The following is a 23,035-nucleotide window of genomic DNA, read 5'->3' on the forward strand; positions in this document are numbered from 1 at the left end:
TCAATTTTTTTCAAGCAGGCAGACCGCTGTGGCGGATATGCCTAGTTCCTCGCCTGTGAAGCCTAGTTTTTCTTCGGTGGTGGCTTTAACTGATATCTGTGAAATATCGCAGCCGCAGGCTTCTGCTATACGCTCCCGCATGGAGGTGATATAGGTGGCAAGCTTCGGCTTCTGTGCGCAGATGGTGGAGTCTATATTGCCTATTTTCCAGCCTTTTTCGGTCATAACGCTTATGACTTTTTCCATGAGCTTCATACTGTCTGCACCCTCATAGTCGGGGTCATTATCGGGGAAAAGCTTGCCGATATCTCCCAGTGCCAATGCACCAAGTATGGAATCCATTATGGCATGGGCAAGGACGTCTGCATCGGAATGTCCTAAAAGTCCTTTTTCATATGGTATATCCACGCCGCCGAGAATGAGCTTTCTGCCCTCGGTCAGTCTGTGGACGTCATAGCCGTGTCCTATACGCATTTTTGTTCCTCCTGTCCTAAAAATCGTACTGTTATATTTCCTCGTAGTTACCTAAAAATTTGAAATATGAAAGCTCTGAATTAAGCTCGCTCATGAGCTTTGCCACGTCAGGAGAGGTTATTGCTCCCTCAAAATCAAGATAGAAAACAACGTCAAAATCGGTGTTTGCGATAGGGCGGCTCTCTATCATGGAAAGGTTAAGACCTGCCACGGAGAATTTGGTGAGAAGTCTGTAAAGTGCAGATGAGGTATGTGGCAGTGCCAAGGACACTGACACGATGTCAGCATTTTCCGAGCAGAGAGTCTCCTTTGAAATGAGAATAAATTTTGTGTAATTCTCGGCGGCGTTGGCTATATTATGCCTGAGTATCTCAAGATCGTTCTGCTGTGCGCAGGCTTCTGAGCAGATAGCCGCATACGGTTCATTGCTTTCTTTTATGTAGCACGCCGCAAGGGCAGTATTTGCGTATTTATGGCTTTTAAGTCCGTTCTGAGAAAGAAACTCAGAACACTGGCTGAGCGCCTGCTCGTGGGAATAGACTATTTTGATATCCTCAAAGCGTGTGCCTTTTTTTACGGCAAGGCAGTGGGAGATCTTTACCTTAGTTGCTGCGCATATCTTGAAGTCATGCTTTTTCATAAGCTCGTAGGTCTGACCAACTGAGCCTGCGGTGGAATTTGCTATGGGAAGTATGCCGAAATCCGCTGAGCCGTTTTCAACTGATGAAAAAACGTCCTCAAAATCTTCAAAGAACATTGGCTCAAAGTCGCTGAATATCTGCTTGCAGGCTATATGTGAATATGAGCCCACTGTACCTGGGACGGCGACGGTCTTATGACCTGTTAAGTCTAACTTTTTGTACCCTATCTTATCTGAGTCTGCAAAAAACTCCTGATACTGACGGCACTTTGAAATATCCATGATGTTTTGGAAGAACACTCTTGACGCACTTTCCAAGCCCTTTGGTGAGCTTTCTGTTACATGGTCAAGTATCTCGTTTTCACGCTTGCTCTGAAAAACAGGCATATTGTTTGCTATCTTATACTCAGCCACCTTGAAGCTTATCTGCATACGCTTATTGAAAAGCTCCTGAAGCTGGCTGTCTATATCGTTTATTTCATTTCTTAATTCCTGAAGATCCATTTTTACGCTCCTTAACAGACAGAATGACATTATTTTATCATATTTTCTGCCTTTATTCAAGAACTATTTTGTTAATTAAGGCTTTATCGAGTTTGGAAAATGGGATAACGGGCAGAGGGGTGATATCGGTCTGGGTGAGTATTTTTTCGAGCCAAACCATATGATAGCACTTGTTGAACTTAAAGGCACATCTATGGAACGTACCTATTATAGTATAGCCCATTTTTTCATGGAACCTTACGCTGTCAAAGGTGAGATACTCGTCTTCTTTTTCGGGATAGGCGACGCAGGCATAGAGGTTTGTTATATGCTGTGCCGCAAGGAGCTTTTCAAGGGCGGAGTAGAGTTTTGCACCTATGCCTTTGCGGTGAAGCCCTTTATTTACATAAACTGTGACTTCGACCGACCAATCATAGGCGGCTCTGTTTTTGAAAACGCCTGCATAGGCATAGCCTGCTATTTTGCCGTTTTCTACTGCGGCTATGTAGGGATAATTTGCGGATATGCGGCGGATACGCTCTGCGAACTCTTCAACGGAGGGGACGTCATACTCGAATGTTATGGCGGTGTCTTCAACGTAGGGACGGTATATTTCAAGAAGCTCGTGAGCGTCTCTCTCGGTAACTGTTCTTATTATCATGGCGTTCTCCTTATAGTACCATTAATACTGTGCCTGCAGTGATAAGCACCGCACCTATGGCTGATTTTACTGTGAAGTCCTCGTGGAGAAATATCACTGCAAGGATAAGGGTGATGACAACGCTGAGCTTGTCTATGGGGGCGACCTTTGAAACGCTGCCCATTTGGATAGCCTTATAATAGCATAGCCACGAAGCACCTGTTGCAAGTCCTGAAAGGATAAGGAATACCCAGCTTTTTCTGCCTATAGAGCCTATGCCGCTTTGTGTGTGGGTGATGAACACCATGAGCCATGCCATAGCAAGCACAACGCAGGTACGCAGTGCGGTGGCAAGATTTGAGTTTACTCCTTCAATGCCGACCTTTGCAAGGACAGAGGTGAGCGCTGCGAAAACAGCGGAGAGAAGCGCAAACACGAACCACATAATACCACTTTCTTTCGTGAAAAATTGTTTGCTCATGCCTTATTATAGCACCTAAAGGTACTTTTTGCAATAGAATGAGCGGCAGGACGTGATATTTTACATCAGACCTGCCACTTATGCTTAGTTATTTGCGGCAAATATTTTTATTGTTCGTGAAAGTGCTGTTACCTGCTGAGGGGTACTGAATGCAGAGGGTGAGAAACGCACTGTGCCTTGCTCTATTGTGCCGAGGGTGGTATGGGTGACGGCGGCACACTGAAGTCCTCCACGGAGGGCGAAGCCTTTTTCGCTGAGATAGGAGGCGATCTCAGCGGAAGGGATATCACCGATGTTAAATGAAAGTATGGGGACTTTCTTTTGGTCTGCTTCATAGAACTTTATTTTATCTATGTCTGAAAGCTGTTCGTAGAGCTGTCTGCAGAGTTTTTCTTCGTGGGCTTTTATTACGGCAGGGGTCTTTTGACGTACGAATTTTAGTCCCTCGCCAAGACCGATTATGCCCACTGTGTTAATGGTGCCGCTTTCAAGCTTTTCGGGGAGGAAAGGAGTCTGTTCAAGCAGGGCGGAGGTCGCACCTGTGCCACCCTCGATTATGGTAGACAAAGAATATTCGCCGTCTGAGATAAGAAGCCCTGTGCCTGTTGGTCCGTAGAGGGCTTTGTGACCTGCGGTGCAGAGAAAGTTGAAGCCGTCTGAGAGAGAAAGCTCCAAAAGCCCGCAGGCTTGTGCGCCGTCGGCTATAAAGCATATGCCGTGGGCTTTGCAGAGGGCGGCTAATTCACGGTACGGCATGAGCCTGCCTGTGACGTTTGAAGCCACTGTACAGCAGATACACTTAGTTTCGGGGGTTATAAGGCGGCGGAAGTTTTCTACTGTTTCGCTGTCTGTTTCCCCTGTTCGGGCAATAGAATATTTCACGCCTCTTGTTTTTGAAAGGGCATAGACGGGTCTTGCTACTGCGTTATGCTCGTGGTCTGAGATTATCATATGACCACCGTACTGCATGACACCTTTTATCGCCATGTTAAGGGCATGGGTACAGTTGGCGGTGAAAGCCACGTTCTCGGTCTGTGCTCCAAACATTTCTGCCGCCTGCTGTCTGACGGTGAATATCTTTTCAGACACTCGCATGGAAAGCTTATGACCGCTTCTGCCCGGGTTGCCGCCATAGCGTTCTACTGCCTGAGCGACGGCTTTTGCTACGGCAGGGGGCTTGGGGTAGGTGGTGGCGGAGTTATCAAAGTTTATTATGCTTCGGGTGTTTATTTTTCTCACCTCTTTTGCTCGAATATCACGTTTCTGAATGGTATGCGCTCTTTTTCAAGTATGGCGGTTATTTCTTCCGGGGGTGCGGTGACGGCTATGGAGTAGCCGCAGCCTGTGCCAAGGTCTTTCGGGGTGCGCTGTATTTCGCAGTAGTATTTTAAACTGTTCAGCAAGTTTTTTGCTTTCATTGCATAGGTTATGGAAGTCATGGCTATAAGACTCTTTTTCATTTTTGTTGCTCCTTTATGCTGTACTTGTCCGTATACGCTTTTACGAATACACTTCAGTATATGCCGTTCGCTGTTTGAGGGTGAACGTTGAAAGTTTTGTGAAAGGTAGGTGAAATTTGATAAAAGTTAATAGTCAGTTTAAATTTCGGGTGTACTATTTATAATATAAAAAAGAAAAGAGGTAAAAGCTTATGAACGGATTTATGTATAAGGTAGCGAGATTTTTTCAGGGCAGATATGGTATAGACAAGCTTTTTTACGGCATTTGCGGTGTGGCTGTGGTGCTTAGTGCGGCGAATTTGTTTGTAAGGTCGCTTATTTTACAGCTTATGGTATACGCTGTGCTGGTGCTGGCGGTAGTGAGGGCGATGTCGAGAAACTGCCAGAAGCGATACGAGGAAAACATGAAGTTTGAGAGGGCTTTCGGGGGAATCGGCAGAAAATTTTCATTCTGGAAGAGAAAGTTCGCTGACAGAAAGACTCATGTTTATATAAAGTGCGGTGTATGCAAAAAGATGTTAAGGCTTCCAAAGGTAAAGGGTGAACATACTGTGAAATGCCCTAACTGTGCAAATAAGTTCAAGGTGAAGATCTGACCTGTTGCGGAATTTGCGGAAATGTGCTATACTATATAATATAGTATGATACTGTAGGGGTGCAAGGACAATGGAAATGGGCTGTCTAGGACGCCAGCCCCTACGGGAGTGTGTCAGGTACGATTTTTTTGCGAAAAGGGAGCGGCAGGAATGCAGAAAGTAAATTATCAGAAAAAGCTGGAGGGCATTATAAAAAAACACGAGGAAAAGGGCGAAGTGCCGACTTTGCTTTTGCATAGCTGTTGTGCGCCGTGTTCTTCTTATGTGCTTGAATATCTGTCGCAGTATTTTAAGATAACTGTGTTTTACTACAATCCGAACATTTATCCCCGTGAGGAGTACGATAAGCGTGTGGCGGAGCTTCAAAGGCTCATAGCACAAATGCCTATGAAAAATCCTGTTACGTTCGTGGAGCGTGGGTATGACGAGGGTGAGTTTTTTCAGGCTGTTAAGGGCTTTGAGAATATACCTGAGGGTGGGGAAAGATGCTTTCGATGTTACAGGCTCAGGCTTGAACGGACGGCTCAGCTTGCCAAGGAGCTTGGTGTGGATTATTTTACCACAACGCTGTCTATTTCACCATACAAGAATGCTCAGAAGCTCAACGAGATATCGGAGAAGCTTGGGGAGATATATGATGTAAAGGCACTTCCTGCGGATTTCAAGAAGCGTGAGGGCTACAAGCGTTCCATTCAGCTTTCATCAGAATACGGGCTTTACAGGCAGGATTACTGCGGCTGTATCTTCTCAAAAAGAGAGCGTGAAAGGCTGAATACGATTACAACAAAATCTGAATAAATATAAAAATATTAACGTTATATAGAATGCTTGTACATGATTTGATAATATATTTGGCTGTATGTAGCAAAAATAATATGCAAATTTGTGAAAAGTGGCTAAAGATTTGTGGTTAATTTGTGAAAAACGTTTATTGAAATACTTGTAAATGTGTGTTACAATATAGGCAAGATGTATGTTGAGGAGATATCGCTCAATATGTATCTAAAAAATTATTAACAAAAATGGAGGAAAAACAAATGAAAATCTCTAAGATTCTCGCTGGTATGTCAGCTATGGCTCTCGCAGCTTCAATGATGACTATGGGCGCTTCCGCTGCTATCACAGGTGCTGATTCTAACGGAAACATGATTTATGATGTTAAGACACTTACTGAGGCAAACAATATCAAGATCAGCGATGTTTATGGCGTTAGAGCTTACTTCTCTGATTCAGCAGCAGGTGTTGTTGAGCAGGGCGCAGGCGGCGGATTTATTTTCAGTTCTAAGAGCAACAACTGGAATCAGAAGCAGTGGTGCAATGGTTGCGGTGAAAGTGAGACACACGACATTCAGTATGATGCAGCTACAAAGTCTATCACAAGACTTGAGGAGACTCCTTTCTGGACAGACGTTGACGTTTCAGATGCAGAGGGTGAGTACGCTCAGATCGCTTTCTGTGAGTGGTGGGGCGGAGACATCGACTTCTCTAAGATCGTTCTTCTCGACAAGGACGGCAAAGAGATCGAGGGCACTGACGTAAACCCAGGTGGAAACTCTGTTGACCTCAGCGCATATGATGCTACAGAAGTTACACTCGCAGGCAATGGTAAGGCTAAGGTTGACACTGGTAAGGTAAGAGTTAACGTTAACAATCCTTGGGGCGAAGACGTTGACAAGCTCATCACACCTGCTGATTTCGAGGGCGTTGACGCTATTGCTGTAACAGCTGAATTTGATGCTATCACAGATCCTGTTGATTTCGCTATCAACTTCGCTATCTTCTCAGACAATGGTCCTCAGTACTGGGGCGAGGGCAACGCAGCTAACAAGGGTTGCTCAACAGAGGCTGTAACAGTTAACGCTGACGGCTCATACACATTCCTGCTCAAGTTTGACGAGCCACTCACAGTAGACGGTGATCTTTTCCTTGATCTTCAGTCTGCATTCGAGGCTGCAACAGATGACGATATTCCTTTCGCAGCTAAGGTTACAAGCGTAAAGGCTCTTACACTTAAGGACGCTCCAGCTTCTTCTGAGTCAACAGCTGATTCAACAGAGTCAACAGATTCAACAGATTCTGACGAGTCAAAGGTTATTCTCGTAGATTCTACAGATTCTAAGACTAACTCTGCTGCTACATCTTCTAAGGCTGCTAACAACGCATCTAACACAAACCCAAGCACAGGCGCTGCTGCTCTTGCTGCTGTAGGTGTTGCACTTGCTGGTGCTGCTGTAGTTGCTACTAAGAAGAGAAAGTAATCTGTAATTCAGATAATTCTTACTTAGAATAATTAAAGACCTGTCTTTCGGGACAGGTCTTTTTTTATTGCTTTTTTATCGAGGTAGTGGTATAATTGATTTATAAACTGCGGAGGTGTTTTTTTATGCGTATAGTTTTTGATGATATTAAAGAGAGCCTTGCACCGAATTTCAAGGGCGGCGAGAAAAGCTTTGCAAGCAGGGCCTATTCTGACGGAAAGAACAAGATGATGAAAGGCAGGCTCGAGCCGGGGGCTTCTATCGGTCTGCACAGACATGAGGGCAACTGCGAGATGATATATGTTCTTGAGGGCAGTGGCAAAATGCTTTATGACAGCGGTGAGGAAAGACTGTCGGCAGGAGATTTCCATTACTGCCCCGAGGGTCATGAGCATAGCTTTATCAATGACGGCGACAGAGACCTTGTGTTTATTGCAGTTGTGCCAGCTCAGTAGATTTTTGCAGCTTTGTATCTGTGAAATAGTGGGTCAAAATGGCTTTGTAGTCTGAGCCTTTTTCTGCCATGGCATTTGCACCGTACTGGCTCATTCCTACGAGATGTCCGAAGCCGTGAGAGGTGAAAGTGAATTTTGTATTGGCAAAGGTGAACTCGAAACATGGCGAGGAGATATCTAGGATATCGCAGAATGTGTTGGGTTGGATATCATAGCCACAGACGGTCAGGTTCGTTACATAGCCTATGCCGTCTGTTTTTGTTTTGAGCCAACTGTCAGCATTGGCGAGGGGAGTGAAATTAATATGGGGGAAGCGGTCAAGAAGCTTGTCTTGAAATTCCTTGGCGGTGAGCGTCTGGGTACATTCTGTGGTGTCAAGGTCTTTGTCAGCGGAGCTGTCTACTGACAGAAGATATGGGATATCCTCTCCCCATGCGTTTTTGGCGGATTGGGTATGACCGTTTGAAGCGGCGTGAAAGGCGACGATTATCGGTTCGCCTTCATAGGTGAGGATTTCGTTTTCCACTGACTTCACGGCTGACTTTACCTTTTTGTATGCCTTTTCATAGTCGTTGCCGTAATATTCTTTGGCGGCTTTCAGGGTGAAAAAGCTTTGGTAGAGGGTGCTGTCATCGCTGATGAGTGCGCCTTTCAAGGCGGGAGTAGGTGACTGGGCTTCGGAGAGCTGACGGCGGCATATGTAGGTATGGGCGAGGACGGCTTGCGATTTCAGGGCTTCTTCGTCAAAGTCCGCAGGCATTTGTGCAAGCACTGAGCCTATCATATATTCTTCAAGGGTGAAGTCTTCGGTCTTGCCGCTTTCGGTGAAATATACGGCTATTTTTTCTTTTTCTGAAAATGCAGGTTTCGATGCGGACTCGTTTGGGCGAAGAAATACTATGGTCGGTATTATTATAAGGATAACAGCAAATACTGCCATTATCTGTATCAGGTCTTTCATATGGTTTGTCCTTTCTTTTTTGGGGTACTATATTATATTCATGCAGTGGAGCAAATATTCATACAGGGCAAATTTTTGTACTGCAAATTTTTAAATGGCGGAGATATGCGGTTTTAATTTGACATGTTATCTTAATACTTGACAAAAATCTGAAAAAGGTGTATAATATAACTTATATTTATAATATACTTGAAAGCGAGATGATCTATTCAATGATAAATAATGCAGCAAGGTCGCTTTTATGCGAACAGTTTATAGCAAACAACACTATCGACCCAAAACTCTATGACAGATATGTGGTAAAGAGAGGATTGAGAAACTCTGACGGCACTGGCGTTATGGCAGGTCTAACTAATATCTGTAACGTACACGGATATGTGGTGAACGAGGGTGAAAAATCTCCTATTCAAGGTCAGTTGATATACCGAGGATACAACATAAATGATCTGGTGTCCAACGCTCAGAAGGAGAACCGTTTTGGTTATGAGGAGATAGTGTATCTGCTGCTCATGGGCGATCTGCCTAACAGGGAGGAGCTTACTGCGTTCAAGGGAATGATGGCTGAAAACAGACCGCTCCCTAACAACTTCTTTGAGGACATGATACTTAAAGCTCCGTCAAAGAACATCATGAATAAAATGGCGAGAGCGATTCTGGCTCTTTACTCTTATGACGATAACCCTGAAAATCGTTCTCCTGAGTATGAAATGGCTACGGCTATCTCTATAATCTCTAAATTGCCTAACATCATGGTTTCGGCTTATCAGGTAAAGAAACGCTGTTATGACGGTGAAAGCTTGTTCATGCACCCTCTGATACCTACACATTCTACTGCGGAGATGATACTGTCGGCACTGCGTCCGGACAGACAGTTCACTGAGGAAGAGGCTAAGATACTTGATCTGTTACTTATGCTCCACGCTGAGCATGGCGGAGGAAATAACTCGACTTTTGCCTGCCGTGTGCTTACATCTTCCGGAACAGATCCTTATTCTGCATACTCTGCGGCTATCGGTTCACTGAAAGGTCCACGTCATGGTGGCGCTAACCTTAAGGTGGCGGCAATGCACCAGTGCATAAAGGACAACGTTCAGAACTGGGAGGACGAGGGCGAGATCGCTGATTTCCTCACAAAGATACTCAACAAGGAAGCTTTTGACCACACAGGTCTTGTTTATGGCATGGGTCACGCTGTTTACACATTGTCTGACCCTAGAGCTGTCATACTCAGAGAGAATGCCAAGAAAATGGCTGAGAACACTGAGTTTGAGAGAGAATACAAGCTTCTTGAAGCGGTGGAAAGACTTACTCCTGAGCTGTTCAAGAAGATCAAGGGCAGTGACAAGGCAATGTGCGCTAACGTTGATATGTACTCTGGCTTTGTTTACAGTATGCTGGGTATTCCTGAGGATCTTTACACGCCTATGTTCGCTGTTTCAAGAATGGCAGGCTGGTGCGCACACAGATTTGAAGAGCTTGTAACAGGCAAGAGGATAATCCGTCCTGCATACAAGGCTATCTCAGGTGAGAAGAAGTATATCCCATTGGACGAAAGATAAGCAAAATAATTTTTACCTGTTCCTAATGGGCGGAAAAGGCTTGAAATATTTTTGTGTATATGATATAATAGAATCGGGTATATGCCCGGTTCTATTTTTTTGTTTGGTGTATCAGGAGGGATCGCTTGAAAAATCTTAAATTGGCTGCTGTTTGTCTTTCTTGTCTTACTATGACAGGCTGTTCGGCACTGAATTTTTCTGTTGAGGGACTTATAAACGCCCCGAAGCTTACCTCTGAGCAAAGCGAGATACATCAGGCGCTTATCGAGAGCGTGGGCAGTAATATAACTCTGAAATATCCTAAAAACGGTGAATACCGCTCGGCTTATGTTATCGCAAATATCGACGATGAGCCTACGGACGAGGCTATGGTCTTCTATGAGTACACTTCAAACGGATCTGAGGAGGACGGCTTGAGGGTGAACATTCTCGACAAGGACGAGGACGGCAAATGGTATTCTGTGAAAGAGCTTGCAGGCGCAGGCACGGACATAGATCAGGTCATTATCTCGCCTATGGGAAGCAATAACCAGACGGACGTTTTTGTGGGATATCAAAATCTTACTAATGATGAAAAGACCATGGAGATATACAGCTATACCGACGGAGATTTCAAGCGTGTGGCGCTTGATACTTATTCGGTGCTGGAGCCTTTGGATATAAACAATGATGGTTATATAGAGCTTATCACCATTCAGAGAAGCACCAATAATGATACAGGTGCGGTGACGGCAAAGGCTTCTATGCTCAACATGAAAAACAATGAGATAACCCGCGGCGAGAACGTTGATATGTGCGATAATGTGACTTCTTATGTGTCATCAAAGACGGGAATGCTTGACAGCGGCAGGCGTGCTATTTTTATTGACGGACTGACTGCTGACGGAAAATTGCAGACGGAGATAATATACTACAGATATTCGGGACTTCAAAATCCTATGCAGCTTAGAAGCGAAAAGCTGCTGCCTTTATGCACAAGACCAGCGGGCTACTACAGTGAGGACATGGACGGCGACGGTGATGTGGAGATACCGTCAACTTCGCCTATGGTGGGTTATGAAAACGCTGTGGCAGACGAAATGCTCTATATGACTACATGGAGCGTTTACGAGGATTTTTATGATCTGAAAACAAAATACACAGGCTATTATGCCATATCTGACGGATATTTTGTAACGTTCCCAAAACGCTGGAACAGTTCTGTTACGGTGAAAAAGGACAGCGACACAAACGAGCTTGTTTTCTATAAATACACGGGAGATATAAACGAGAGCAACGAGGAGATAATGCGTATCGCTGTGTCTTCAAAGAATGATTCGGAGGATTATATCTCTGACGGATATGAGCTTATCGACAGCAAGGGTCAACTTGATTATTTTGTGAAGCTTCCTCTTGACAGGCGTGAAAAGCTCATACCGACTATTGACGAAATTCAGAATAATTTTTACATAATAAACTGATCTTGGAGAGGAGTAAATGTAATGAAAAGAGTTTTGGTTTGCGAGGACGAAGATTCAATTAGAGAATTTGTGGTCATAAACCTTGTAAGAAGCGGTTACGAGGTAGTTGACGTAAACTGCGGTGAGGACGCTCTCAAAGCCTATGACGAAAAGGACGGCGGTTTTGACGTTGCTCTGCTTGATATTATGATGCCCGGCATCGACGGAATGCAGGTGTGCAAGAAGATAAGAGAGAAAAGCAACACTATCGGCATTATCATGCTTTCGGCAAAATCACAGGAAATGGATAAGATATCATGCCTTATGAGCGGTGCTGACGATTATATCACAAAGCCGTTCTCTATTTCTGAGCTTATTGCAAGAGTTGACGCTGTTTGCAGGCGTGTAAATCGTTCAGGCTCTAAGCCTGAGGAGGCTTCACAGATAGTTTCAGGTCCATTTACGCTTAATCTTAAGAGCAGAACTGTTTTCAAGAACGGTGAGCAGATAGACCTTACACAGGTGGAGTATCAGATAATGGAGTATTTCTTCAAAAATCAGAATACTGCACTTGACCGTTCAAGTATACTCAATCACATATGGGGCGAGAGCTATTACGGCGACGATAAGATAGTGGACGTGAATATCAGAAGAATAAGAATGAAGATAGAGGACGAGCCTTCTAATCCTAAGTATATCCTTACTATATGGGGCTTTGGCTACAAGTGGGCAGGCGGCTCTAACTGAGCTGTGAAAACATGATGAACGGAGTTTTTATCAGTTGAGCGGAAAAAAAAGAAAAAGCGGCAGACTCAGTATCACACAGCACTGGCTGAGGAACAACCTCGGGGTGGTCGTGGGAATACTTGTGGTGCTTGAAATACTGCTTATCGTGGTGGTGAGAAATTATTACTACAGCTCCACAAGGCAGTATCTTACATCTAAAATGAAGATAGTCACCACAGCGGTAGTGAACGCTTCAGGTGACGAGCAGACTAACTATAATTCTCAGATACGCTCCCTTGTGGAAAGCTATGACGAGAAAGACAAGATAGAGCTTATGGCTATCAAGACCGACGGTGAGGTCGATGTTACATCATCAGGCTTCTCTCCCTCGGAGAATGACAACATGACCGATTATGAGGACGCAAAGAAGTCCGACACGGGAATAGGCACACAGATATATGAGCTGTCAACAGGGGAAAAGGTCATGGCGATAACGTCGGTCATATCCCCGAAGGGAAGAGAATATGAGGCACTGAGAATGTTGTCTTCCATGAAAAATATCGACCATCAGATCTTTATTATGTCTATGATAATCACGGCTATCGTTGTGGCTGTCATAATGCTCATGTTTTTCTCGGGAATGTTTTTTATCAAATCTATTGTTTTGCCTATAAGAAGCATAAACAGCATAACAAGGCGGTATGCTACGGGAGATTTCAGCGAACGTCTTGAAAAGAAACGAAATGACGAGCTTGGCGAGCTTTGCGACTCTATCAACTACATGGCGCAGGAGCTTTCTAATACGGAACAGATGAAGAATGAGTTCATATCTTCTGTATCCCATGAGCTGAGAACTCCGCTTACCGCTATAAGGGGCTGGACGGAAACTGTTACCAGTATGTATGAGGACAAGGAAACCTTCAAGAAGGGTATGAGGGTCATCACAAGTGAGACGGAGAGGCTTTCGCAAATGGTTGAGGAGCTTCTTGACTTTTCGAGGATACAGGACAACAGACTCACGCTTATTATGGATACTATAGATATTCTTGCGGAGCTTGGGGAAACTGTGCTTATCTATCAGGAGAGGGCCAAGGCGCTTGGTATAACACTCAATTACTACGAGCCGAAAATGCTCCCGTTTGTTTACGGCGACAAGAACAGGCTTCGTCAGGTATTCATAAATATTGTGGACAACGCTATCAAATACTCCAACAAGGGCGACACTGTATCGGTGGAGGCTTATGAGGAGGACAATGAGGTATGTATTTCCATTTCCGACACGGGTATGGGAATATCAAAGGATGACCTGCCAAAGGTCAAGACGAAATTCTTTAAGGCAAACCACACAAGACGTGGTTCGGGAATAGGTCTTGCGGTGGCAGACGAGATCATTCAGCGGCATGGCGGTACGCTGGAGATAAACAGTGAGCAGGGAGTAGGTACAACAGTGATGATAACGCTCCCTTGTATCGAGCAGAAGAAAAAGCCTGACAACCAGGCAACTGTAGACGTGGAGCTTATTTCTTCTGAGCCTATCGAAAACAACGACAACGTGCAGTAGACGCACACACCGCCTTGAAAGGAAAGAAAATGAGCAGTAAAGCACAAAGCAAGGAAAAATTCAAGTCAAAGATCGGTGGACAGGCTGTTATCGAGGGCGTTATGATGCGTGGCATCCACAAGGCGGCTATGGCTTGCCGCCTGCCTGACGGCACCATAGACCTGGAGGAGTGGGCGATAAAAGGCGGAAAAGATACGCCTTGGTATAGGAAAACGCCTTTTGTGAGGGGCATTTTCAGCTTCCTTACTTCTCTTATAGACGGCTACAAGTGCCTTACAAGGTCGGCTGAGAAGCAGATGACGGAGGACGATAAGGAGGAGCAGACCAAGTTTGAACAGTGGCTGGACGATAAGCTTGGGGACAAGCTCGGTCCTATCATCACGGCGATATCTATGGTGCTGGGTGTGGGGCTGGCGATATTGCTGTTTATGTATCTGCCGTCGCTGGTGTCTAAATTCATAAGCAAGTTCATTGACCTGTCGGCTTTTGGAAAGAATCTTATCGAGGGAATACTGAAGATAGCTATTTTCATAGGCTACACGGCTTTGACTGCTCTTACTAAGGATATAAGGCGTACATATGAGTATCACGGTGCTGAACACAAGACTATCGCTTGCTATGAGCATGAAGAAGAGCTGACGGTTGAGAATGTGAAGAAATACACACGTTTTCACCCTCGCTGTGGAACGAGCTTTATTTTCCTTGTGCTGTTCATAAGCATTTTTGTAAACACAATATTCAGAGTATCATGGGCAAGCATTTTGCTGAGAGTTGTTATAAAGATAGCGCTTCTGCCTATCGTTACGGGTATTGCTTACGAGCTTATAAGGCTTGCGGGAAAATATGACAATATTTTCACTAAGATAATCTCTGCACCGGGTCTGTGGATACAGAGGATAACTACAAGCGAGCCTGATGAAAGTCAGATAGAATGTGCGATCGCAGCACTGAAAGCTTGTATACCTGAAAATAAGGAAGATGACAAATGGTAAAAAAGAAACTGTTTGATAAATGTGTGGGACTGCTTGAAGAAAGCGGTCTGGGTGAGAACGCTGCTTGCGAGGTCACATGGGTGTTTGAAGATGTGGCTGAGGGGGAGGATATCACTCCTGAGCAGGAAAAGCGTATAAGCGACATTGTTACACGCCGATGCGAGGGCTATCCTTTGCAGTATCTCCTTGGACAGTGGGAGTTTTATGGTCTGCCTTTCAAGGTGGGCGAGGGCGTGCTGATACCACGTCAGGACACGGAAACTATTGTTGACACGGCTTTGAAGATGTTTGCAGGCAAGAAGGATATCACTGTTATAGACCTTTGTTCAGGCTCGGGGTGCATTGGTATCACCCTTGAAAGGAAGCTTGACTGCGGTCGGGCAGTGTGTGTGGAAAAGTCTGAAAAGGCGGCAGAGTATCTCCGTGAGAATATAAGTCTGAACGGCTCGGGGGCTGAGATAGTCATGGGCGACGTTACAGACGAAAAGCTTGTGGAGGATATGCCTGAGGCTGACCTTATAGTGTGCAATCCCCCTTATCTCACTACAGAGGACATGGACGCTTTACAGCGTGAGGTCACTTTTGAGCCTGCGGAAGCTCTTTTCGGCGGTGAGGACGGCTTGGACTTTTATCGTGAGATAGTTCGCAAGTGGAAGAAAAAACTTAAAATCGGCGGCGTTATGCTTTTTGAGATCGGTATCGGTCAGGAGGACGAGGTAATGCGGCTGATGATACAGCACGGCTTTAAGAACGTGAGATGCAGGAAAGACTTGTGCGGTGTTTACCGCTGTGTTTCGGGCATTTATGAGAAATAGTACGAAAATTTGTACAGATAGATAAGTTGCGGTTACTGTACAGACAAACGGACAGTTAGTGTGATATGATATAGATACGGATAAAACACCGATAAGATAGGGAGGTCATATAAAATGGCGATAGACAAGAAGAAAAAAGAAGCCGTTAAGACGGTAGTAAAAATAACTGACGCAGAGGAAAAGAAAAAGGCTCTTGACACAGCGATAGCATATATTGAAAAGCAGTTCGGCAAGGGTGCGATCATGAAGCTTGGTGAGGCTAAGGCTATGGATATCGAGGCTATACCGACAGGCTCAATGACCCTTGATATGGCGCTGGGCATAGGCGGAGTGCCGAGAGGAAGAATTATTGAGATATACGGACCTGAGTCATCAGGTAAGACAACGGTCGCACTTCATGTTATCGCAGAAACGCAGAAAATGGGCGGTGAGGTAGCTTTTATCGACGTTGAGCATGCTCTTGACCCTGTTTATGCAGGTCAGCTTGGCGTTGATATCGACAATATGCTTGTTTCTCAGCCTGACAGCGGTGAGCAGGCTTTGGAGATAGCCGAGGCTCTGGCTCGTTCCGGTGCTATCGACTGTATCGTTATCGACTCGGTTGCGGCAATGGTAACAAAGTCTGAGATAGACGGCGAAATGGGCGACACTCACGTTGGTCAGCTTGCAAGACTTATGTCTCAGGCTATGAGAAAGCTCACATCTGTTATCGCAAAGTCCAATACAACGGCTATATTTATCAATCAGGTCCGTGAGAAGATAGGTGTTATGTATGGAAACCCTGAAACTACTCCAGGCGGACGTGCTTTGAAGTTTTACGCTTCTGTAAGAATAGAGGTCAGACGTGGAGAACAGATAAAGAACGGCTCTGAGGTCATTGGTAACAGAACAAAGTGCAAGGTGGTAAAGAATAAGGTAGCACCGCCGTTCAAGGAGTGTGAGTTTGATATCATGTACGGCAAGGGTATCTCCCGTGTGGGCGAGGTGCTTGACATGGCGGTCGATCTTGATATCGTTAAGAAGGGCGGAGCTTGGTTCAGCTACAACGATATGAAGCTTGGTCAGGGACGTGACAACGCTAAGGAGTTTCTGCTGAACAATCCTGATATCATGGACGAGATAGAAGCCAAGATAAAGGAACATCAGGCGGAGCTTGTGCTTGCGGCGCAGAAAGATAAAAAGGCCAAGAAGCTTGAAGAAAAGGCTAACGCAGGTGCGGCGGCTCAGAGTGCAAATGAAGATATGGCTGCTGACAAGCCTGAAAAGAAGATACGCAAGGCGGCAAGCGACAAGTCTGTTGTGGCAAAGCCTGAGGAGGACTTCGAGGAGTTCGCTCCTGTGGACATAAGCGAGCTTGGTGACTGATAAATGCTTAAAATAACGGGCGTTTCAAAATACAAGGGCAGCACATATATGATAGAGTTTGAGGAGGGCGAAACGGCTTTTCTCAACTATGAGATAGTGTCTGCCTATGGTCTGAGAGCAGGGCTTGATATGCCTGAGTCTGCTTGGGAGAAGATAGTTTTTGACAACGAGTTCAGAAAGGCTAAGGAAAGGGCTTTGTATCTCCTTGATTACAGGGACTATTCTTATGTGGAGCTTTACAAGAAGCTTGAGAAAAATTACAGCGAGGAGATATGCGACGCCGTAATGGATAAGATGCTGGAGCTTGGGACGGTCAATGACAGACGGTATGCTCAGGGGCTTGCGAGGAATTATGTGGAAGTGCGTAAATACGGATATTACCGTGCTTATCAGCAGATGAGACAAAAAGGGCTTACGAAGCCTATAATAGAGGAAGCTTTGGAGGAATACAGCGAGGGTACATACGAGCGGCTGTATGAGCTTGTGGAGCGAAAGTATCTCAGATATCTTGACGGAGAAAAGGGTGACATAAAGGTAAAAAACGCCCTTGTGCGTTTGGGGTATTCATACGACATAATAAAAGAGGTGCTTGCTGACATAAAACAGGAGTACGGCGACGAATAAAGGAGCAAAGAATGAAAAAGATCATTTTTGCGGCGGCTATACTGAGTGCGGGGATCATGACAGGCTGTTCGCTGAGCTTTGACGGCACAGACAGCTCTCAGCCTGCGGAAAATGTTCAGGGCAGTGAGAACGCTGTGACAACGCAGGGAACTGATACGGAAAGCGAAGAAGCCGCTGACCCGCTTGAAGAGGCAAAGGACGTTGCGGCAATGTATCTTAAAGCCGCAAACGCTGAGTTTGACCAATCAATGGTTAAGCTTATGACAGACGATTATGCCGCTGACTATGAATATATGAAAAAGAACATGGGCGGCGACAATGAATACGGTGAGGACGAGCAGATAAGCGGAGTAAGATATAGCTTTGACAAGGATAAGTGCGGCTTTATCGACAAGGTGAACATCTCGGAGGAGTATTCAAAGGCGGCGGAGCTTTATGTGACCATAGCTTATGACAGCTCTGAGGGAGAGGTCACGTCATCGCAGTATATTCTTATGGTGCTTGATAAGGACAATGATTGGAAAGTTTGCTTTGCAGGCTCAAAGGCGCAGGCTTACGCAGACGGCATAATCACTGACGAAAACTCGGAAAGGGCAGAGGCTAACGCTCAGGCGGTATATGAGGCGGCAGAAAAGGCGGTCACGGAGCTTTCAAAAGACAAGAGCTACAAGTTTGAGTACATGAACTACATTTCCACAGAGACGGATAAGTTCATAGAAAAGATAAAGGAACAGCTTCCTGATGAGCTTAAGGATACATATTTTACTGTTTTTATTGATGAAGGAAAGCTTGATTATGTTGTTTGGTCGCAGGAAGCAGGGTCAGAGATAACTGTTACTTATCCTGAGAAGAAAAACTGACGGCGCAAAAGTGCTTGACAAAATAAATTGAGTGGTGTATAATATAGGTAACCACGAGATTGATTGTGTTCACAGTGACACACAAATGAAACCCCCGAAAGTTGCAGCTTTCGGGGGTTTCTTTTGGGATCATGCCGGACTTACTTTCTGTATGCTTTTGGCTTTGTGGGAAATTCATAAATATTTTGATTTTTGTCATACAATAGTGACTAAAAGGGCTTGACAAAACTGTGTAAAAGTGAGATAATAAGATAGATTATTGTGATACTTTATGCCGTCCGTTGGCGGTGTAGGATTGGAGATTTTTTCATGGCAACTAGAGTGGGAATGGTTTCTCTCGGATGTCCTAAAAATCAGGTGGACGCTGAGCATATGCTCTATGATCTGCGCAAAGAGGGTTTTCAGATAGTTTCTGACGCAGCCCTTTCTGATGTGGTCATTATAAATACCTGTGGATTTATCGAGTCGGCTAAACAGGAGGCTATAGACACTATACTTGAGTTCTGTACTCTCAAGCAGGAGGGCAGGATAAAGGCGGTAATAGCTACGGGCTGTCTTGCTGAAAGATACCGTGACGAAATGAAAAAGGAGATTCCTGAGCTTGACGCTGTTGTGGGAATAGGCTCTAACGGAAAAATTTGCGATATCATAAGAGAGATACTGCTGGATAAGCAGGCGGTCTGTTCTTATGGCGCAAAAACTGAGCTTTCCATGGAAGGCGGAAGAATTATTTCTACTGAGCCTTTCTATGCGTATATAAAGATAGCCGAGGGTTGCAGCAACAACTGCACTTACTGCGCTATCCCGTCTATAAGAGGAAAATACAGAAGCAGACGCATGGAGGATATCGTCAAGGAAGCCAGATGGCTGGCTGAGAACGGCGTTACGGAGCTTGTAGTTGTGGCGCAGGATACAACACGCTATGGCGAGGATATCTACGGCAAGTCTATGCTCCCTGAATTGCTCACGGCACTTTGTGAGATAGACGGTTTCAAGTGGATAAGAACGCTTTATTGCTATCCTGAGAGGATAACGGACGAACTGCTGGACGTTATCGCTAAAGAGGACAAGCTTGTAAAGTATCTTGATATGCCTATACAGCACTGCAACAAGACCATACTTAAAAGAATGAACCGCCATGGGGACAGAGAGACCCTTACGGCACTTATAAAGAAGATAAGAGAAAAGATACCGAACGTTACGCTGAGGACAACTCTTATCACAGGCTTCCCAGGGGAAACTAAGGAACAGTTTGAAGAGCTTTGCGAGTTTGTAAAGGAAATTCGCTTTGAAAGGCTCGGCTGTTTTGCTTACTCGCCTGAGGAGGGTACGCCTGCGGAGAAGTTTGAAGATCAGGTGCCTTTAAAGGACAGAGAGCGCAGAGCGGAGATAATAATGGAAGAACAGATGATTATTTCCGACAGCCTTAATGAGGCTGCTCTCGACAGCGAAGTCGAGGTGGTTTGCGAGGGCTTTGACAGATATGCCGAGTGTTACTACGGCAGAAGTCAGGCGGACGCACCTGAGATAGACGGAAAGATATTCTTCCTGAGCGAGGATAAAGTTAGGGTCGGCGAGTATGTCAAGGTAAAAATTGACGATACTATGGATTATGACCTTATCGGCTCAAAAATGTAGATGAAAGGAACTTGATATGAACCTGCCAAATAAACTTACAGTGCTTAGAGTAATATTGATACCGTTTTTCCTGCTGTTCGTGCTGCTTTTCAGAATACCGCATCACATGGTGTTTGCGCTTATCGTGTTCGCTGCGGCTTCAATTACAGACTGGTTTGACGGTAAGATAGCAAGAAAGCACAATCTTGTTACAACTTTCGGAAAGTTTCTTGACCCGCTTGCAGACAAGCTTCTTGTTATGACGGCGCTTATCTGCTTCACATTTGAACGTTGGATAGACCCTGTTGCGGTGGTACTGATACTTGCAAGAGAGTTTATGGTAACGGGTCTTAGACTTGTTGTGGCAAGCGAGGGCGTTGTGGTCGCTGCAGGAATATGGGGTAAACTCAAAACGGCTTTCACTATGGTTGCTCTTATTGCTATAATGGTTTTGCAGATCGTTAATCCTGCGGAAAAAGGAAGCCCTGATTTCACTTGGGGAACACCGATATTCCTTGTAAACGAGATACTCATTTGGATTGCTGTTGTGCTGACAGTCATTTCTGGCGCAGTTTATCTTAAGGGATACTGGAAGTATATAGATTCGGGCAAATAATGTGGCCTGCCGACGTGTTGCGGCATATGATAACTTAATATATAAATGCGTATCAGCAAGAGTAGCTGTGAGGTAATTTTCAGAGAGAAGCCGTTTGGTGCAAGGCTTCAAGGACTTTCAGTGAAGTGCGGCTGACAGCAGGGAGCGAACAACGGCGAAAGCTTAGTATTCCTCTCCGTAGGGTCTGCGTTAAAGATATTGAGCTGTACAAAATTTTGTACAGGAAATCGGAGTGGGACCGTAGATCATAATCTGCCTCCGGAGTGGTGAAACGCCATTCCGGAGGTTTTTTCTTAGAAAGGGAGAGATAGATATGACGATTTTGGAAAACATAAAGCATGATATTCAGACTATAAAGGACAGAGATCCTGCGGCAACGAGCACGCTGGAGATCCTCACATATTCGGGGCTTCACGCTGTGGCTTTTTACAGGGTGTCGCACTGGTTCTATGTTCACAAGCACAAGGTCATCGCAAGATGTATTTCGCAGTTTGCAAGAATGTTGACAGGTATCGAGATACACCCAGGTGCTAAGATAGGCAAGGGTCTGCTTATCGACCACGGCTCGGGTGTTGTTATAGGTGAGACCGCTGAGATAGGCGATTACTGCCTGCTTTATCAGGGCTGTACCCTTGGCGGAACAGGTAAAGACCACGGTAAAAGACACCCGACCCTTGGAAACAATGTTATGGTAGGGTGCGGTGCAAAGGTGCTTGGACCATTCACTGTGGGGGACAATGCAAAGATAGCCGCAAATGCGGTAGTTCTTGAGCCTGTGCCTGCAAACTCAACTGCTGTGGGCGTGCCTGCAAGGATAGTTAAGCAGAATGGCAAGCGCACCTGCGACCTGGATCAGGTGCATATCCCTGATCCTGTGGCTCAGGAGCTTTGCCAGACAAGAATACAGATAGCTAAGCTGGAAAAGAGAGTGGCTGAGCTTGAAAAGATCGGAAAGAAAGAGCAGTAAAATATAAGGAAAGAGGTAAAGATAAATGAACATTTATAACACGCTTACTCACAAGATCGAAAAATTTGTACCAAACGAGCCGGGCAAGGTGTCAATGTATACCTGCGGTCCTACAGTTTATCACTATGCCCATATCGGCAATCTGAGAAGCTATATAATGGAGGACGTTTTGGAAAAGTATCTCCGCTATGACGGTTATGACGTAAAGAGAGTAATGAACATCACGGACGTTGGTCATCTTACTTCTGACGGCGATACAGGCGATGATAAAATGCTCAAGGGCGCAAAGCGTGAGCATAAGACTGTTATGGAGATCGCAAAATTCTACACTGACGCTTTCTTTGAGGACTGCAAGAAGCTAAATATCAAAAGACCTGACGTTGTTGAGCCTGCAACGGGCTGTATTAGTGATTTTATCAAGGTGATATCTGCTCTTATGGACAAGGGCTATGCTTATGAGGCAGGTGGAAACATCTATTTTGATACTTCAAAGCTGAAGGAGTATTATGTTTTCCACAACTTTAATGAGGAAGATCTTGAGGTCGGCGTTCGTGAGGGCGTTGAGGAGGACACAAACAAGCGCAACAAGGCTGACTTTGTACTGTGGTTCACAAAGTCTAAGTTCGACGATCAGGAGCTTAAGTGGGATTCCCCTTGGGGTGTGGGCTACCCTGGCTGGCATATCGAGTGTTCATGTATCTCAATGAAACATCTTGGCGAAAGACTTGACATTCACTGCGGCGGTATCGACAACGCTTTCCCACACCACACAAACGAGATAGCACAGTCTGAGGCTTATCTTGGTCACAAGTGGTGCAACTACTGGTTCCATATCCTGCACCTTAACACAAACAGCGGAAAGATGTCAAAGTCTAAGGGCGAGTTCCTTACTGTTTCACTGCTGGAGTCAAAGGGCTATGACCCACTGGTATACAGATTTTTCTGCTTGCAGTCACACTACAGAAAGTCACTTGTTTTCACATACGAAAACCTTGACAATGCAAAGACAGCATACAACAAGCTCACTGCAAGGATAGCACAGCTTATGGCTGACAAGAAGCCTGACGAGGTGGTGGAGCTTGAGGATTTTGAGAAGTTCAAGGGTAGCTTCAAGGCGGCACTTGATGACGATATAAACACTTCAAATGCTATCACTGTTCTGTATGACGTTCTTAAAGCTGACACTAACAATGAAACAAAGCTTGCCCTTATCGAGGATTTTGACAAGGTGCTTTCACTTGGTCTGATTGAAGCTGCAAAGAAGCTCAGTGCTGACGGTGAAGAGGATATCCCTGAGGAGGTCAAGGTGCTTGTTGAGGAGCGTAAGGCTGCAAGAAAGGCAAAGGACTTTGCTAAGGCTGACGAACTGAGAGATAAGATAGGCGAGCTTGGCTATATCGTTGAGGAAACAAGACAGGGCACAAAGATAAAGAAAAAGTAAAGGAG

24 protein-coding genes and 1 other annotated feature are annotated in these 23,035 nt (G+C 45.2%); of the genes, 17 read left to right on the forward strand and 7 right to left on the reverse strand.

Annotated features, from left to right (window positions below):
* The 6 genes from ispF to RBI_RS11015 all read right to left on the reverse strand — a co-directional run bounded on the left by ispF (window position 1) and on the right by RBI_RS11015 (window position 4,178).
* Window positions 1-474: a 2-C-methyl-D-erythritol 2,4-cyclodiphosphate synthase gene (ispF, locus tag RBI_RS10990; RefSeq protein ID WP_041337210.1), complete on the reverse strand. Its 474-nt coding sequence runs from the start codon at window positions 472-474 to the stop codon at window positions 1-3.
* A gap of 31 nt (window positions 475-505) precedes the next feature.
* Window positions 506-1,618, reverse strand: a complete 1,113-nt coding sequence (locus RBI_RS10995) for a bifunctional chorismate mutase/prephenate dehydratase (protein WP_041337211.1) — start codon at window positions 1,616-1,618, stop codon at window positions 506-508.
* Between the two features lie 52 nt (window positions 1,619-1,670).
* Window positions 1,671-2,258 (reverse strand): GNAT family N-acetyltransferase, encoded by a 588-nt coding sequence (locus RBI_RS11000; RefSeq protein ID WP_041337212.1) that lies wholly within the window; start codon window positions 2,256-2,258, stop codon window positions 1,671-1,673.
* Between the two features lie 10 nt (window positions 2,259-2,268).
* Window positions 2,269-2,682 (reverse strand): EamA family transporter, encoded by a 414-nt coding sequence (locus tag RBI_RS11005; protein ID WP_041337213.1) that lies wholly within the window; start codon window positions 2,680-2,682, stop codon window positions 2,269-2,271.
* 120 nt (window positions 2,683-2,802) lie between these two features.
* Window positions 2,803-3,957: an aminotransferase class V-fold PLP-dependent enzyme gene (locus RBI_RS11010; RefSeq protein WP_242843701.1), complete on the reverse strand. Its 1,155-nt coding sequence runs from the start codon at window positions 3,955-3,957 to the stop codon at window positions 2,803-2,805.
* The gene (locus tag RBI_RS11015) at window positions 3,954-4,178 is read right to left on the reverse strand and encodes a DUF3343 domain-containing protein (RefSeq protein ID WP_022287071.1); all 225 of its coding nucleotides are present in this window, start codon (window positions 4,176-4,178) and stop codon (window positions 3,954-3,956) included. The genes RBI_RS11010 and RBI_RS11015 overlap by 4 nt, the downstream gene beginning before the upstream one ends.
* Window positions 4,179-4,369: 191 nt before the next feature.
* Between RBI_RS11015 and RBI_RS11020 the strand changes: the two genes are divergently transcribed.
* The 4 genes from RBI_RS11020 (at window position 4,370) to RBI_RS11035 (ending at window position 7,487) form a co-directional block, all read left to right on the forward strand.
* On the forward strand, window positions 4,370-4,774 hold the full coding sequence (locus RBI_RS11020) for a hypothetical protein (protein WP_041337214.1): 405 nt from the start codon (window positions 4,370-4,372) through the stop codon (window positions 4,772-4,774).
* A 150-nt stretch (window positions 4,775-4,924) separates the two neighbouring features.
* Window positions 4,925-5,572 (forward strand): epoxyqueuosine reductase QueH, encoded by a 648-nt coding sequence (locus tag RBI_RS11025; protein ID WP_041337215.1) that lies wholly within the window; start codon window positions 4,925-4,927, stop codon window positions 5,570-5,572.
* Window positions 5,573-5,811: 239 nt separating this feature from the next.
* The gene (locus RBI_RS11030) at window positions 5,812-7,032 is read left to right on the forward strand and encodes an NPXTG-anchored protein (RefSeq protein WP_041337216.1); all 1,221 of its coding nucleotides are present in this window, start codon (window positions 5,812-5,814) and stop codon (window positions 7,030-7,032) included.
* Between the two features lie 125 nt (window positions 7,033-7,157).
* Window positions 7,158-7,487: a cupin domain-containing protein gene (locus RBI_RS11035; protein ID WP_041337217.1), complete on the forward strand. Its 330-nt coding sequence runs from the start codon at window positions 7,158-7,160 to the stop codon at window positions 7,485-7,487.
* Here RBI_RS11035 and spoIID read toward each other — a convergent pair.
* On the reverse strand, window positions 7,462-8,448 hold the full coding sequence (gene spoIID, locus RBI_RS11040) for a stage II sporulation protein D (protein ID WP_041337218.1): 987 nt from the start codon (window positions 8,446-8,448) through the stop codon (window positions 7,462-7,464). The two genes, RBI_RS11035 and spoIID, sit on opposite strands and share 26 nt — an antisense overlap.
* A gap of 212 nt (window positions 8,449-8,660) precedes the next feature.
* Here spoIID and RBI_RS11045 point away from each other — a divergent pair, with 212 nt between their 5' ends.
* From RBI_RS11045 to cysS, 13 genes are all read left to right on the forward strand, one after another.
* A complete protein-coding gene (locus tag RBI_RS11045) occupies window positions 8,661-10,007 on the forward strand; it encodes a citrate/2-methylcitrate synthase (protein ID WP_041337679.1) in 1,347 nt (448 codons plus the stop codon).
* 125 nt (window positions 10,008-10,132) lie between these two features.
* Complete coding sequence (locus RBI_RS11050; RefSeq protein ID WP_022287064.1) at window positions 10,133-11,467, forward strand: hypothetical protein; 1,335 nt, start codon at window positions 10,133-10,135, stop codon at window positions 11,465-11,467.
* Between the two features lie 21 nt (window positions 11,468-11,488).
* A complete protein-coding gene (locus tag RBI_RS11055; protein ID WP_022287063.1) occupies window positions 11,489-12,193 on the forward strand; it encodes a response regulator transcription factor in 705 nt (234 codons plus the stop codon).
* Between the two features lie 34 nt (window positions 12,194-12,227).
* Window positions 12,228-13,733, forward strand: a complete 1,506-nt coding sequence (locus RBI_RS11060) for a sensor histidine kinase (RefSeq protein ID WP_041337220.1) — start codon at window positions 12,228-12,230, stop codon at window positions 13,731-13,733.
* Between the two features lie 29 nt (window positions 13,734-13,762).
* Window positions 13,763-14,725: a DUF1385 domain-containing protein gene (locus RBI_RS11065; protein ID WP_041337221.1), complete on the forward strand. Its 963-nt coding sequence runs from the start codon at window positions 13,763-13,765 to the stop codon at window positions 14,723-14,725.
* Complete coding sequence (gene prmC / locus RBI_RS11070; RefSeq protein ID WP_041337222.1) at window positions 14,719-15,540, forward strand: peptide chain release factor N(5)-glutamine methyltransferase; 822 nt, start codon at window positions 14,719-14,721, stop codon at window positions 15,538-15,540. Before RBI_RS11065 ends, prmC begins: the two co-directional genes overlap by 7 nt.
* Window positions 15,541-15,654: 114 nt before the next feature.
* Window positions 15,655-16,905, forward strand: a complete 1,251-nt coding sequence (gene recA / locus RBI_RS11075; protein ID WP_051706859.1) for a recombinase RecA — start codon at window positions 15,655-15,657, stop codon at window positions 16,903-16,905.
* Window positions 16,906-16,908: 3 nt separating this feature from the next.
* Window positions 16,909-17,529 carry a regulatory protein RecX gene (locus tag RBI_RS11080; protein ID WP_041337223.1) on the forward strand — a complete coding sequence of 207 codons (621 nt, stop codon included), beginning with the start codon at window positions 16,909-16,911 and terminating at the stop codon, window positions 17,527-17,529.
* Window positions 17,530-17,540: 11 nt separating this feature from the next.
* Window positions 17,541-18,389, forward strand: coding sequence for a hypothetical protein (locus RBI_RS11085; protein WP_041337224.1), 849 nt, complete (start codon window positions 17,541-17,543; stop codon window positions 18,387-18,389).
* A 309-nt stretch (window positions 18,390-18,698) separates the two neighbouring features.
* The gene (rimO, locus tag RBI_RS11090) at window positions 18,699-20,027 is read left to right on the forward strand and encodes a 30S ribosomal protein S12 methylthiotransferase RimO (protein WP_022287056.1); all 1,329 of its coding nucleotides are present in this window, start codon (window positions 18,699-18,701) and stop codon (window positions 20,025-20,027) included.
* A 16-nt stretch (window positions 20,028-20,043) separates the two neighbouring features.
* Window positions 20,044-20,622: a CDP-diacylglycerol--glycerol-3-phosphate 3-phosphatidyltransferase gene (gene pgsA / locus RBI_RS11095; protein WP_041337225.1), complete on the forward strand. Its 579-nt coding sequence runs from the start codon at window positions 20,044-20,046 to the stop codon at window positions 20,620-20,622.
* Window positions 20,623-20,663: 41 nt separating this feature from the next.
* Window positions 20,664-20,885 (forward strand) — a binding site (T-box leader).
* The gene (gene cysE, locus RBI_RS11100; RefSeq protein ID WP_325206966.1) at window positions 20,873-21,589 is read left to right on the forward strand and encodes a serine O-acetyltransferase; all 717 of its coding nucleotides are present in this window, start codon (window positions 20,873-20,875) and stop codon (window positions 21,587-21,589) included. It overlaps the preceding feature by 13 nt.
* A 25-nt stretch (window positions 21,590-21,614) precedes the next feature.
* The gene (cysS, locus tag RBI_RS11105; RefSeq protein WP_041337226.1) at window positions 21,615-23,030 is read left to right on the forward strand and encodes a cysteine--tRNA ligase; all 1,416 of its coding nucleotides are present in this window, start codon (window positions 21,615-21,617) and stop codon (window positions 23,028-23,030) included.
* The last annotated feature ends 5 nt before the right edge of the window (window positions 23,031-23,035 follow it).

It is taken from the genome of Ruminococcus bicirculans (ex Wegman et al. 2014), assembly GCF_000723465.1.
Lineage (GTDB): Bacteria > Bacillota > Clostridia > Oscillospirales > Ruminococcaceae > Hominimerdicola > Hominimerdicola aceti.